Genomic DNA, 13,480 nt, shown 5'->3' with positions numbered 1-13,480 from the left:
CCGGACGATCGTAGTCAGCCCATCGCGGGTACCGGCTGGGGCGGGGTGGGACCGGTGTAGCGGGCGGCCGGCCGGATGATCTTCGAGTCGGCGGCCTGCTCCAGGACGTTCGCGCTCCAGCCGACCACCCGGGCCGCGCAGAAGGTCGGGGTGAACATCTCGCGCGGCAGCCCGCACAGCTCCATGACCACCCCCGCGTAGAACTCCACGTTGGTGTGCAGTTCGCGGCCCGGCTTGAGCTCGGCGAGGATCTCCTCCACCTGCCGTTCGACCTCCACGGCGAACTCGACGAGCGGCCCGCCGAACTGCCGGGCGATGTCGCGCAGCATCCGCGAGCGGGGGTCCTCGGTGCGGTAGACGGGGTGCCCGAAGCCCATGATCCGGTCTCCGGCGAGGACGCGCTCCCGGATCCAGGGGCCGATGCGGTCGGTGGTGCCGATGGCGTCGAGGGTGTCCAGGGCGCGGCTGGGCGCGCCGCCGTGCAGGGGGCCGGAGAGGGCGCCGATCGCCCCGGTGAGGCAGGCGGCGACGTCCGCACCGGTGGAGGCGATGACACGGGCGGTGAACGTGGAGGCGTTGAAGCCGTGGTCGACGGTGGAGATCAGGTACCGCTCGACGGCGCGGGCCTTGACGGGGTCGGGCTCCTCGCCGGTGAGCATCCACAGGTAGTTGGCGGCGTACGGGAGGTCGTCGCGCGGGGCGACCGGCTCCAGGCCCTGCCCGAGCCGGTGCAGGGCGGTCAGCAGGGTCGGTACGGCGGCGCAGGCGGCGAGGGCGTCGGCGGCCCGGCGGTCGGGGTCGAGGTCGTACACGGGGCGGAAGCCGGCGGAGGCGCCGAGGAGCGAGAGGGCGGTGCGCAGGCCGGCGAGGGGGCCGGAGAGGGCGGTGGCCCGGGCGAGGGCGGGCAGGGCGTCCCGTACCTCGGCGGGCAGGTGGCGCAGGGGGGCGACCTCGGCGGTGAAGGCGGCCCGTTGGGCGGGGCCGGCCGGGAGGGAGCCGCGGAACATCAGGTGCCAGACGTCCTCGAAGGTGCGGGACGCCGCCAGGTCCACGGCCGAGTACTGACGGTAGTGGTAGAAGCCTTCGCGGCCGCGGACGTCACCGAGCTGCGTCTCGGTGACCACGACTCCCGCGAGACCGCGGGGTACTTCGACGGTGGTGTTCATGGATCGACCATCCACCCTTGATCCGATCGATGTCAACATTGATTGAATCAACATATGTATGCTCGGGGTCATGAGCGACCGCCCGTCCGACTCCCCCGCCGACGCCTCCGCGGAGGCCCCGCCCCGCCGGATCACCACGCAGGAGGCCGCCCGGCTCCTCGGGGTGAAGCCGGCGACCGTGTACGCGTACGTCAGCCGGGGCCAGCTGGGCAGCCGCCGCGACCCGGTCGGGCGCGGCAGCACCTTCGACGCCGCTGAGGTGGAGGCGCTGGCCCGGCGCAGCCGGCGCGAAGCGGCCGGCCCCGCCACCGGGGAGCTGGCCGTACGCACCGCGCTCACCCTCATCGAGCCCGGGTCCGACCGGTACTGGTTCCGCGGCGCGGACGCCGTCGAGCTGGCCTCGCGCTACTCCTTCGAGGAGGTCGCCGAGTGGCTCTGGACGGGCACCCTGGCGCAGGGGGCCCGGTTCGCCGCTCCCCCGGAGCCCCTGGCCGCCGCACGGCGGGCGGTGGCCGCGATGCCCGAGCACAGCGGCCCGCTGGACCTGCTGCGGGTCGCGGTCGCGGCCGCCGCGGTCGCGGACCCGCTGCGCTTCGACCTGTCCGAGGAGGCCGTCCTGGGCTCCGCGCGCTGCCTGATCCCGACGCTGGTCGGGGCCCTGCCCGAGGTGGCTCCCACGGGGCCGGGGGACGGGCGGCTCGCCGGGCGGCTGTGGTCCCGGCTGACCGCGCAGGAGCCGGACCCGGCGGCCGTGGACGTGCTGGACCTGGCCATGGCCCTGCTGGTCGACCACGACCTGGCCGCCTCCACCCTGGCCGTCCGGGTCGCGGCCTCCGCCCGGGCCCACCCGTACGCGGTGGTCTCGGCCGGCCTCGGTGCGCTCGAAGGCCCCCTGCACGGCGCGGCGGGCCGGCTCGCGCACCGGATGCTGGCGGAGGTGCCGGAGCGGGGCGGCGCCGCGCCGGTGGTGGCCGAGCACCTGCGCGCGGGCCGCCGGGTACCGGGGTTCGGCCACCGCCTCTACCGGGGCGAGGACCCCCGGGCACGGGCGCTGTTCGGGCGGCTGGAGGAACTGCCCCGGGCGGCCGCCGCCCTCGGCGCGGCCCGGGAGGTGGCGGCGGTGATGGCCCGTCACGGACTGCACCCCAACGTGGACCTGGCGCTGGCGGTGCTGACGGTGTCCTGCGGGATGACCGCCGAGGCCGGGGAGACGGTGTTCGCGGTGGCCCGTACGGCGGGCTGGATCGCGCACGCGCTGGAGGAGTACCAGGAGCGGCCGCTGCGGATGCGCCCGAGCGGCCACTACACGGGCCCCCGGCCGCCCCGCCCGCTCCCCTGACCGGTGGTTCAGCCGCCGGACACCGCGCGCAGGGGGCCGAGGGCGGCCGCGCGGCGGGCCGGGAGCACGGCCGCAGCGGCGCCGGCCGCCAGCGAGAGGACGACGACCAGGGCGAGGGTCCCCCACGGCAGGGAGAACGCGTACCGGGGAATGGCCCCGTTGGCGAGCCCGCTGACCCGCCACGCCCCGAACAGCCCGCCGGCCAGGCCCAGGAGGGTCCCGAACGCCGCGACGGCGAGCGATTCGAGCCCGATCATGCGGCGGATCCCGCCGCGGTCCATGCCGAGGGCGCGCAGGACGCCGATCTCCCGGGTGCGTTCGGCCACCGACATGGCGAGCGTGTTGACCAGGCCGAGGGCGGAGACGACCACGCCGATGGCGAGCAGCCCGAACACCATGGTCATCAGGTCGCCGGCCACCCCGGCCTGCTCCTGGACGAGCCGGCTCCGGCTCTGCACCTTCAGCAGCGGGCTGTCGTCGACGGCGGCGCGCAGCCGCTTCTCCACGTCCGCCGCGCCCGGGCCGGTACGCACGAGGACGCGCTGGACGGAGTCGCGCAGGAAGCCGTACCGCTGGACCTCGCCCCGGTCGGCGAGGACGTCCTGCGCGGTGGGGTTGTCCTCGTAGATCCCGACGACGGTGAAGGCCCGGCCGCCCTCCCCCTCCCCCTGGCCGGGGCCGATGCTCCCCTCGATCCGCCCGCCGGTGACGAGCCGGTTCTCACGGGCGAAGCCGGCGGAGACGGCGATCCGGCCCGGCCCGATGCCGTCGGCCGAACCGCTGGTGAAGCGGAGCTTCATGACGGCCCCCACGGTCTTCGGGTCGACGCCGGAGACCTGCCGGACGAGGGCGCCGGCCGAGAAGGTGGAGTCCGCGACGGCCGAGGCGGTCACGACCCCGGGCAGGGCGGCGACCCGCCGGACGGCGGCCGCGTCGACGGCCGTGGTGGTGCCCCGGGTGCCGATGACGTAGTCGGCGCTCAGCCCGGCGGCGGCCTGAGCGTCCAGGGCGCGGCTGGTGGAGTGCTCGATGACGGCGAGTCCGCAGACCAGCGCGGTACTGATCATCAGGGCGACGGCGGTGGCCGCCGTACGGCGCGGGTCGCGCAGGGCGTTGTCCCGCGCGAGGTCGCCCACCACCCCGAACCGGCCGGTGAGGCGGCCGAGGAGGCGGATCACCGGGGCCGCCAGCAGCGGGGCCAGCAGGATCAAGCCGAGGACGAGGATCCCGCAGCCGGACATCGCGGTCCGCAGGTTCGCGTCCGAGGCGCTGCGGGCGTCATCCAGTGAGACCAGGAGCCCGGCGCCGACGAGGAGGGCGAGGGCGCCGGCCGCGCCCCGGATCCGGGACGGGGTCGCGGAGGGCGGCTGCTCGGCGGTGCGCATCGCCTCGACGGGCGCGATCCGGGCCGCCCGGCGGGAGGGCAGCCAGGCGGCCGCCACGGTGACGCCGACGCCGACGGCCAGGGAGGCGAGCACCGGGGCGGGGCCGACCACGAGCGGTCCGCGGGGCAGCGGGTCGTCCGCGCCGCCGAGGAGGCCGGGCAGGACGGCGGCGACGCCGAGCCCGAGGACGAACCCGAGCGCCGAGGCGACCGACCCGACCAGGGCCGCCTCGGCGAGGACGGAGGCGACCACCTGCCGGCGGGTGGCGCCGATCGCGCGCAGCAGCGCGATCTCCCGGGAGCGCCGGGTGACCAGCATGGTGAAGGTGTTGACGATGAGGAACGAACCGATGAAGAGGGAGACCACGGCGAAGATCAGGGGCAGCCGGGAGTAGCCGCTGGTCTTGGTGTCGATGAAGACCGCCTGCCGGGCGGCGAGCGCGGCCGCGGTGGTCGCCTCGGCCCGGTCGGCCGGCAGCAGCGCTCCGACGCGGCGGGCGAGGTCGCCCGGGTCGGTGCCGGGCGTGGCGGAGAGGTCGATGCCGGTGTAGCGGCCCGGGGCGGCGAACAGCCCCTGGGCGGTGGCCTTGTCGAGGACGGCGAGGGTGCCGCCGGCGGTCACCCGGGTGTCGGTGGTGGAGACGGTGCCGACCAGCCGCAGCCGCAGGACGGGGCCGTCGGTGGCCAGTCGGACGGTGTCGCCGAGGGAGTACCCGCCGGCTTCGGCGGTGCCCCGGTCGAGGGCCACCTCGCCGGAGGTGCGCGGGGCGCGGCCGGCGGTCAGCGGGTAGCGGCCGTCCTTGCCGTCGGGGCCGGGGACGTAGGCGGCGGCCAGCTTCCCCATGGGGTTGCCGGCCCGTAGCGGGGTGCCGTCCTTGGCGGCCAGGGTGGCGGAGCCGTCGGCGGAGGGGCGGGCCGCGGCGACGCCGGGGACGGCGGCCAGCCGGGCCGTGAGCGCGTCGTCGAGGACGGATTCCCGCTGGTCGGCGGGGGCGCCTAGGGGGTACTTCGGGTCCACGGTGACCGCGGTCCCGGCGAGGTTCCGCGCCAGGGAGGCGCGGTAGGCGGCGGCGGTGGAGTCGGCGAAGACCAGTGAGCCGGAGATGAACGCGACCCCGAGGCAGACCGCGAGGACGGTCATGGCCAGACGGGCCTTGTGCGCGAGGGCGTTGCGCAGGGCTGTTCGCAGCATGGCGGGCTTTCAGGAGGTGTGGCGCGGGGGGGGGCGGGAGGCGCGGGGATGGGAGGAGCGGGGCCGGCGGTCAGGAGGTGCGGCCGCGGGCCTCGAACGCGAGCATCCGGTCGAGCACGGCGCCGGAGGTCGGCTCGTGCAGCTCGTCCACCAGGCGGCCGTCGGCGAGGAACACGACCCGGTCGGCGTGGGCGGCGGCCACCGGGTCGTGGGTGACCAGCACCACGGTCTGGCCCAGCTCCCGCACCGAGTCGCGCAGGAAGCCGAGGACCTCCGCACCGGAGCGGGAGTCGAGGTTGCCGGTCGGCTCGTCGGCGAACACGATCTCGGGCCGGGACGCCAGGGCGCGGGCCACCGCCACGCGCTGCTGCTGGCCGCCGGAGAGTTCGGCGGGCCGGTGCGCGAGCCGGCCGGAGAGTCCGACGGTGGCGACGACGGTGTCCAGCCAGGCCGCGTCGGGCCGGCGGCCGGCCAGCCGCAGCGGCAGGGTGATGTTCTCCAGCGCGGTGAGGGTGGGCATCAGGTTGAAGCCCTGGAAGACGAAGCCGACCTTCTCCCGGCGCAGCCGCGTCAGCTGCCGGTCGTTCAGCGAGGACAGCTCGACCCCGCCGATCCGGGCCGACCCCGAGGTCGCCGGGTCCAGTCCGGCCATGCAGTGCATCAGCGTGGACTTGCCCGACCCGGAAGGGCCCATGACGGCGGTGAAGCGGCCCCGGGCGAAGTCCACGGACACCGCGTCGAGTGCGGTGACCCTGGTCTCGCCCTTTCCGTACGTCTTGGTCAGGCCGCAGGCGCGGGCGGCCGGTTCCTGGAGGGCCGCGCCGGAAGGGGAGGCCGGAGGGGGGAAGGTCTGTGACATGCCTCCATCGTCACGGCGCTGACCTGCACGGACATCGCCCTGGAGGCGGGAGTTCGGCTCTGCCGAAGGGCCGGTGCGCGGCGGCCGCGCTCTGCCGAAGGGCAGAGGGGCGGCCGGCGCGACTCCGCCCCGCGAGGGGGGCGCGCTCAGGGCGCCAGGCCGGTCCGGTGGGCCAGCAGCGCCGCCTGGACCCGGCTCGTCGAACCGGTCTTGTCGAGGATGGAGCCCACATGGGTCTTCACGGTGCCGGTCCCGATACCGAGCCGGGCGCCGATGTCCTGGTTCGACAGGCCCTCGCCGAGCATCGCCAGGACCTCCCGCTCCCGGCCGGTCAGCCGGGCGATCCGGTCGTCCGCGGCCGCCTCGGAGGCGCCGGGCGGCTCGGCGGCGGTCAGCATCCGTGCGATCACGGCTCCGGTCACCCCGGGCGAGAGCACTGCGTCCCCGGCGGCGGCCGCCCGCACGGCGCTGATCAGCTCCTGCGGGCCCTCGTCCTTCAGCAGGAACCCGGCGGCGCCCTCCCGCAGCGCCCGCACCACGTTGTCGTCGTCGCCGAAGGTGGTCAGCATCACCACGCGCGGCGCCGGGTCGAGGGCCAGCAGCGGGGCAATCGCGGCCAGCCCATCGCAGACCGGCATCCGGATGTCCAGCAGGACGACGTCGGGGTGGTGCGCGGCGGCCAGTTCGACGGCCTGCCGCCCGTCGGGGGCCTCGGCGACGACCTCGATCCCGTCGGCGTGCCGCAGGATCAGGCGCACTCCGGCACGGATCATCGTCTCGTCGTCCGCGAGGAGCACTCGGATCGGTCGGGCGTGCGCGGTCACGGGATCTCCCAGGGTGTGGCGTCCCGGACCGACGGGACGGTGAAGCGGTCGATGGCGATGAGGCGCTGCCCGGCGTCGAAGCAGTAGCGCGCGATGGTCAGGGCTCCGGGGCGGGACGCGGTGGCCCCGTTGAACGGGTACACGCAGCCGGCCGTGCCCGGTGGGCGCGGCGGTTCCCGGCCGGCGGCCGCGGCCCGGACCGCCGCGTTGTCGGTGACCCCGGCTCCCGCCACGTCGCCGTAGGTCATGCCGACCCGGGGCAGCGGGCGCGGTCCGGCGTCCGGGCGGGGGGCGGTGGCGTAGACGAAGAGCGTGCCGAGGGCCATCAGCACGCTCAGCGCCACCATCCCTAGGGCGAGCGTCAGCGCCTGCGCGGTGCCCCGCTCGGCGGGGGCGGGTTCGGCGGCGGCCGCGGCCGTGGTGGGGGCGCCGGGGGCCTCCCGGCGCCGGGGTGCGGGGGCGTCGCCGGGATCGGCGGGCAGGGCCGCCTCCACCCGGAAGCCGCCCGACGGCTGCGCGGCGGCGGTGAGGGTCCCGCCGAGCAGTTCGACCCGCTCCCGCAGGCCGGTGAGCCCCCTGCCGGTGCCCAGGCTCCCGGCGGGAACGGGGCGGCCGGGCGGGGCGCCGTTGCGGACGGTGACCCGTACCGTCTCCGCGCCGTGGGCCACGGCGACGGCGACGTGGGCGGCGCTCGCGTACCGGTGCACGTTGGTCAGGGCCTCCCGCACCACCCGGTGCACCGCCCGCCGCACCCCGGCCGGGCGGCCGTCCAGGTCCGGGCCCGTCCAGTCGAGGCGCACGGCGACGCCGCCGCCTCGGGACTCCGCCACCAGCGCCTCGATGTCGGCGCGGGTGCCCGTGGCGTCGGTGAGGGCCTGCGGACCGGTGTCCCGGCCCAGCGGCCCGAGCACCCCGAGGGCCTGGCGCAGCTCGCGCAGGGCGTCCCGGGTCGTGCGCCGGACCAGGACGGCCTCCTCGCGCAGTTCGGGGTCGGCGTGCTCCAGGGCCAGTTCCAGCCCGCCGGCGTGCAGGGAGATCAGGCTGAGCCGGTGGCCCACCAGGTCGTGCATCTCGGCGGCGATCCGGGAGCGCTCGTGGATGCGGGCCTCGCTGTCGGCGAGCCGGCGGGCCCGCTCGGCCGCGTCCCCGCGCTCGCGCAGCGCCCGCACCAGCCGCCGCTGCTGCCCGTACGAGGTCCCGACCAGCCCCGGGACCAGCACGGCCGTCGGTGTCAGGACCAGCCCGAGCGCCGGTCCGTACGGCAGCGGTCCCGGCCCGAGCCAGGGGGCGGACACCGTCGCGCACACCACGAGCAGCGCGGCCGCCGCCGCCAGCAGCCGGGCCCGTCGGCGCGCCCGGACGGTCCGCCGGGCCACCGTGTACGCGGTCGCCGCGGTGACCGGGCCGACGCAGCAGGCCAGACCGGTCAGCGCCGCGAGGACGAGGAGGACGGCGGCCGGGAAGCGGCGGCGCAGCGGGAAGAGGGCCCCCGCGACGGCCAGCGCGGGCAGTTGGAGGGAGGGGCGCGGGAGCACCCCGAGGTAGCCGACCACCGCCCACACGCCCAGCCCGGCGAGCAGCACCCAGGCCGTCTCCGCCACCGCGCGCACGGGGCCGCGGAGCGGACGACGGAAACGGAACGGACCGGTGCTCACCACGCTGACCAGTATCGATTCCGAACCCGCCCAGGGCATGCCCCTCAGGGCCGATCCACCCTCCCCCAAAAGACAGACCCCCAGCGCCCGCCCACTGACCCCCGCCCACCACACCCAGCGAGGCCCCACCCCACCCGGGGCCAACGGCCACACCCCGCCCGCCGGGGGCCCGGCGGCACGCCCCGGCCGCCCCGCCCGGCGCGCCCCACCGCCCCCCCCGTCGCACCCCGGCCGGACCCACCCGACCGGCACCCGACGGCCACGCCCCGCCCGGGCCGCACCCAGCCGGTTCCCGCCGCACCCCGGCCGGGTCGCGACGCCCACACCCCGCCGACACACCCAGCAGCACCCCGCCCGGACCCACCCGGCCGGGGCCGACGGCCACACCCGGCCCGCCCGCCGCGCCCACCGGCGCCCCGCCCGGCCCGCCCAACCGGGGCCCGGCCGCACGCCCCGGCCGCGCGCCCCGACCGAGCCCGGGGGCCGGGCGGCGGCCGGCGCGGAGTCCGTTCACCGTCCGTGACCGACCGGGAGGGTCTGCGCGACAGACATTCCGCTTCCGCGCCCGCCGACCTACCGTTACCCGTCATGCGGTTCCTCCCCCCGCGCACCCGGCGCCTCGGACTGCCCCGCCGCGCCGTCTCGCAGATCCTGCTCACCCAGCTGGCCATCGCCGCCGGGGTCCTCGTGCTGGCCACGGGGCTCTTCCTGGCCCCCTTGAGCCACCAGCTGGACGACCAGGCGATGCGGCGCGCCCTGGCCATCGCCCAGAGCGCCGCGGCGGACCCGTCCCTGGCGGCCGACCTGCTCCGGTCGGGGCCCACGGCCGACGGCCCCGTCCAGGCCGACGCCGAGCGGATCCGCAGCGCGACGGGGGCCGAGTACGTCGTCGTCCTCGACCTGAACGGGATCCGCCGCTCCCACCCCAGCCCCGACCGCATCGGCCTGCCCGTCTCCACCGACCCGAGCGACGCGCTCGCCGGCCACGAGGTGATGGAGATCGACCAGGGCACCCTGGGCCGCTCCGCCCGCGGCAAGGTCCCGCTCGTCGCCGCCGACGGGCAGATCGTCGGAGCCGTCTCCGTCGGCATCGCCTACGACAGCGTGCGCGACCGGCTCCTGGGCGCCATCCCCGGCCTCCTCGCCTACTCCGGCGGCGCCCTGGCCGCCGGGGCGCTCGCCGCCTACCTCCTCTCCCGCCGGATCCAGCGGCAGACCCGGGACCTGGCCTTCTCCGACATCGCCGGCCTCCTCGCGGAACGCGAGGCGATGCTGCACTCCATCCGCGAGGGCGTGATCGCCCTCGACTCCGACGACCGGGTACGCCTCGTCAACGACGAGGCCGCCCGGCTGCTGGGCCTCGACCAGGACCACCCGGACACCCTGGCCGGCCGCCCGCTGGACGAGGTCCTCGGCGCGGGCCGCACCAGCGACGTCCTGGCCGGCCGCGTCACCGGCCGCGACCTGCTGGCCGTCCAGGGCCCCCGCGTCCTGGTCGCCAACCGCATGCCCACCGCCGACGGCGGCGCCGTCGCCACCCTGCGCGACCGCACCGAACTGGAGCACCTGAGCCGAGAGCTCGACTCCACCAAGGGCCTGATCGACGCCCTGCGCGCCCAGGACCACGAGCACGCCAACCGCCTCCACACCCTGCTCGGCCTCCTCGAACTGGGCCTGCACGAGGAAGCCGCCGCGTTCGTGACCGAAGTGGTGGGCGTCCACCGCACGACGGCCGAGCAGATCACCGAGAAGGTCCACGACCCCCTGCTGGCGGCGCTCCTGGTGGGCAAGGCCACCGTCGCGGCGGAACGCGGCGTCGCGCTGCGCCTCGCCCCGGACTCCCTCCTCCCCGACCGCCTGGTGGACCCCGGCGGCCTCGTCACCATCCTCGGCAACCTCGTCGACAACGCCCTGGACGCCGCGGCCGGCTCCGCCGCGCCCCGGGTCGAGGTCGACATCCGCGCGGAGGGACGCACCGCCGTCCTGCGCGTACGCGACAGCGGCCCCGGGATCCCGGCCGGGCACCGCGAGGAGGTCTTCACCGAGGGCTGGTCGACCAAGCAGCCCTCAGGCCACCGCGAGCGCGGGCTGGGCCTCGCCCTCGTACGCCGCCTCGCGGAGCGGCAGGGCGGCAGCGCCCGGGCCGGTGGAGCAGAGGACGGAGGGGCGGAGTTCTCCGTCGTACTTCCGGAGGCCCTGCGGTGAGCGGATCCCCGATCCACGTATTGGTCGTCGACGACGACATGCGTGTTGCCCGTATCAACGCGGCGTACGTGGCGAAGGTTCCCGGGTTCGAGGTGTCGGGCCGGGCCCATTCGGCGGCCGAGGCACTGGAGTTCCTGGCCGCGAGCCCGGTGGACCTCATCCTGCTCGACCACTACCTCCCCGACGGCACCGGCCTGGACCTGGTGCGCCGGCTGCGGCAGCTGGGCCGGCACACCGACGTGATCATGGTCACGGCCGCCCGGGACCTGGCCACCGTCCAGGCGGCCATGCGTCTCGGCGCCCTCCAGTACCTGGTCAAACCGTTCACCTTCGCCGGCCTGCGCGCCAAACTGGAGGCCTACGCGGCGCTGCGCCGCTCCCTGTCCGGCGGCGGCGAGGCCGAACAGGCCGAAGTGGACCGGATCTTCGGGGCGCTGGCCGCGGCCGGCACCCCCAACGAGCTCCCCAAGGGCCACTCCCCCACCACCGCGGAACTGGTCCGCCGTGTGCTGCGCACCGCCGAAGGCCCGCTGTCCACCCAGCAGATCGCCGACCGGGCCGGCATCAGCCGCCAGACCGCCCAGCGCTACCTGAAGCTCCTGGACCGCGCGGGCCGCGTCTCCCTGGCCCTGCGCTACGGCGAGACCGGCCGTCCGGAACACCGCTACAGCTGGGTCCCGTCGGCCGGCGCCTGACCCGCCGCCCCGCGGTGCTCACACCGCGCCGGCCCCCGTCAGTGAACGGACCTCCGTCTGGGCGTACTTGCGCTCGTCCGGCTCCTCGGCGGAGGTGACCGTGCCCAGCCAGCCCGCCAGGAAGCCGAGCGGGATCGAGACGATCCCCGGGTTCTGCAGCGGGAAGTACTGGAAGTCCAGCCCGGGGAAGAGGGATCCGGGGCTCCCGGAGACGACGGGCGACAGGACGACCAGCAGCAGCGCCGGCACCAGCCCCCCGTACACCGACCAGACGGCCCCCCGGGTGGTGAACCCCCGCCAGAACAGCGAGTACAGCAGCACCGGCAGATTGGCCGAGGCCGCCACCGCGAAGGCCAGCCCCACCAGGAAGGCCACGTTCATGTCCTGGGCGAGCAGCCCCAGGGCGATGGCCACCGCCCCGATCCCCACCGCCGCCACCCGGGCCACGGCCACCTCGCTGCGCTGCCGGGCCCGCCGCCGCCTGAGGGAGGCGTAGAGGTCGTGCGCGACCGACGCCGACGAGGCCAGGGTGATCCCGGCGACCACGGCGAGGATCGTCGCGAAGGCGATGGCGGCCACGAGGGCGAACAGCACCGCCCCGCCGGTGGAGTCGGCGCCACCACCGAGGAAGCCCGCCAGCAGCGGCACGGCCGTGTTCCCGGAGGCGCTGGACGCCCGCACCGCGTCGGGGCCGACCAGCGCGGCCGCCCCGAAACCGAGCACGATCGTCATCAGGTAGAAGCCCCCGATGAGCCCGATCGCCCACACCGCCGACCGGCGGGCGGCCCGCGCGGTCGGCACCGTGTAGAACCGCGACAGGATGTGGGGGAGCCCCGCCGTCCCCAGGACGAGGGCGAGGCCCAGGCTCATGAAGTCGAGCCGGGCCGTCCAGCCCCCGCCGTACTTGAGGCCGGGGCTCAGGAACCGGGCGCCGTGCCCGCTGCGCTCGGCGGCGCCGGCGAGCAGCTGGTCGAGGTCGCCGTGGAAGCGCAGCAGGACCAGCACGGTGAGGGTGATCGCCCCGCCGATCAGCAGGACGGCCTTGACGATCTGGATCCAGGTGGTGGCCCGCATCCCGCCGAAGGCCACGTAGACCACCATCAGCGCGCCGACCCCGACGACGGTCAGCGTCCGGGCGGCCGGCCCCGTGTCCGACAGGAGCAGCCCCACCAGGCTGCCCGCGCCGACCATCTGCGCGACCAGGTAGAGCACCGAGACCACCACCGAGGAGCTTCCGGCGGCGATCCGTACGGGCCGCTCGCTCATCCGGGCGACGACGACGTCGGCGAGGGTGAAGCGCCCGCAGTTGCGCACCAGCTCGGCGACCAGGAAGAGCACCATCAGCCAGGCCACGAGGAAGCCGATCAGGTACAGCAGGCCGTCGTAGCCGAAGAGGGAGATCAGCCCGGACACCCCGAGGAAGGAGGCGGCGGACATGTAGTCGCCGGCGATGGCGAAACCGTTCTCCATCGGGGAGAACAGTCTCCCGCCCGCGTAGAACTCCTCCGCCGAGCCATGCCTCCTGCGGCTGACCCAGGTGGTGATGCCCAGGGTGACCGCGATGAAGAGGCTGAACAGGATCAGCGCGAGCGTCTGGTGTTCGGAGGTCACCGGCCCTCCTCCGGGGTCGTGCGGGCGCGCTCCCGGCCGCGTTCCCGTTCGAAGACGGTCCAGCGCAGGTCGAGGGCGGCGCTGTCCCGGCGCAGCCGCGCGTGCCGGGAGTAGGCCCAGGTCAGCAGGAACGTGCTGAGGAACTGGCCGAGACCGGCCAGCAGGGCCACGTTGAGCGAGCCCACCACGGGCCGCGCCATCAGCCCCGGCGCGGCCGTGGCTGCGACCACGTAGGCGACGTACCAGAGGAGGAAGCCGACGGTCGCGGGGACGACGAACCTCCGGTACCGGCCGCGGACCTCCTGGAACGCGGCGCTGCGCTGCACTTCCAGGTAGATGTCGGACGCTCCGGGGGCTCCGCCGTCCGCCGGGGGCCGGTGCGGCGGATGGGGCTCCGCGCCCTCGCCCCAGCCCACGGCCAGGGCGTCGTACCAGGGGTCGTCCAGCCGGATCGTTCCGGCTTCACGACCTTCGCGCTTGTCCACCGAACTCTCCTTGTCCGCTGCCGCCTTGGCGGCGTGCTCACAAGGATGTGCCGAATGGTCGCTTT

Annotated in this window: 10 protein-coding genes; 3 read left to right on the top strand and 7 right to left on the bottom strand. The window is 76.0% G+C overall.

The window, feature by feature from the left end:
- Nucleotides 1–14: 14 nt before the first annotated feature.
- Nucleotides 15–1,166, bottom strand: a complete 1,152-nt coding sequence (locus tag ACZ5NJ_RS19585) for a citrate synthase (RefSeq protein WP_468766285.1) — start codon at nt 1,164–1,166, stop codon at nt 15–17.
- Between the two features lie 70 nt (nt 1,167–1,236).
- Between ACZ5NJ_RS19585 and ACZ5NJ_RS19580 the strand changes: the two genes are divergently transcribed.
- Nucleotides 1,237–2,505: a citrate synthase gene (locus tag ACZ5NJ_RS19580; RefSeq protein WP_468766284.1), complete on the top strand. Its 1,269-nt coding sequence runs from the start codon at nt 1,237–1,239 to the stop codon at nt 2,503–2,505.
- Nucleotides 2,506–2,513: 8 nt separating this feature from the next.
- Here the strand turns inward: ACZ5NJ_RS19580 and ACZ5NJ_RS19575 are convergent, their stop codons facing one another.
- The 4 genes from ACZ5NJ_RS19575 to ACZ5NJ_RS19560 form a co-directional block, all read right to left on the bottom strand.
- Nucleotides 2,514–5,081 carry an ABC transporter permease gene (locus tag ACZ5NJ_RS19575; RefSeq protein ID WP_468766283.1) on the bottom strand — a complete coding sequence of 856 codons (2,568 nt, stop codon included), beginning with the start codon at nt 5,079–5,081 and terminating at the stop codon, nt 2,514–2,516.
- Between the two features lie 70 nt (nt 5,082–5,151).
- Complete coding sequence (locus ACZ5NJ_RS19570) at nt 5,152–5,940, bottom strand: ABC transporter ATP-binding protein (RefSeq protein ID WP_468766281.1); 789 nt, start codon at nt 5,938–5,940, stop codon at nt 5,152–5,154.
- Between the two features lie 146 nt (nt 5,941–6,086).
- Nucleotides 6,087–6,764 (bottom strand): response regulator, encoded by a 678-nt coding sequence (locus ACZ5NJ_RS19565; protein WP_468766280.1) that lies wholly within the window; start codon nt 6,762–6,764, stop codon nt 6,087–6,089.
- Nucleotides 6,761–8,422, bottom strand: a complete 1,662-nt coding sequence (locus ACZ5NJ_RS19560; RefSeq protein ID WP_468766279.1) for a sensor histidine kinase — start codon at nt 8,420–8,422, stop codon at nt 6,761–6,763. The genes ACZ5NJ_RS19565 and ACZ5NJ_RS19560 overlap by 4 nt, the downstream gene beginning before the upstream one ends.
- Nucleotides 8,423–9,007: 585 nt before the next feature.
- Between ACZ5NJ_RS19560 and ACZ5NJ_RS19555 the strand changes: the two genes are divergently transcribed.
- Together ACZ5NJ_RS19555 and ACZ5NJ_RS19550 are read left to right on the top strand one after the other, a co-directional pair.
- Nucleotides 9,008–10,624 carry a sensor histidine kinase gene (locus tag ACZ5NJ_RS19555; protein ID WP_468766278.1) on the top strand — a complete coding sequence of 539 codons (1,617 nt, stop codon included), beginning with the start codon at nt 9,008–9,010 and terminating at the stop codon, nt 10,622–10,624.
- 38 nt (nt 10,625–10,662) lie between these two features.
- Nucleotides 10,663–11,319, top strand: coding sequence for a DUF7342 family protein (locus ACZ5NJ_RS19550; RefSeq protein ID WP_468766376.1), 657 nt, complete (start codon nt 10,663–10,665; stop codon nt 11,317–11,319).
- 18 nt (nt 11,320–11,337) lie between these two features.
- On the opposite strand, the gene ACZ5NJ_RS19545 is transcribed toward ACZ5NJ_RS19550, so the two are convergent.
- Nucleotides 11,338–12,930 (bottom strand): solute symporter family protein, encoded by a 1,593-nt coding sequence (locus tag ACZ5NJ_RS19545; protein ID WP_468766277.1) that lies wholly within the window; start codon nt 12,928–12,930, stop codon nt 11,338–11,340.
- Complete coding sequence (locus tag ACZ5NJ_RS19540) at nt 12,927–13,415, bottom strand: DUF485 domain-containing protein (RefSeq protein WP_468766276.1); 489 nt, start codon at nt 13,413–13,415, stop codon at nt 12,927–12,929. The genes ACZ5NJ_RS19545 and ACZ5NJ_RS19540 overlap by 4 nt, the downstream gene beginning before the upstream one ends.
- Nucleotides 13,416–13,480 lie beyond the last annotated feature (65 nt).

This window comes from Streptomyces sp. NPDC032091 (genome assembly GCF_055580265.1).
This window is presented reverse-complemented; position numbering and strand designations above follow the sequence as displayed.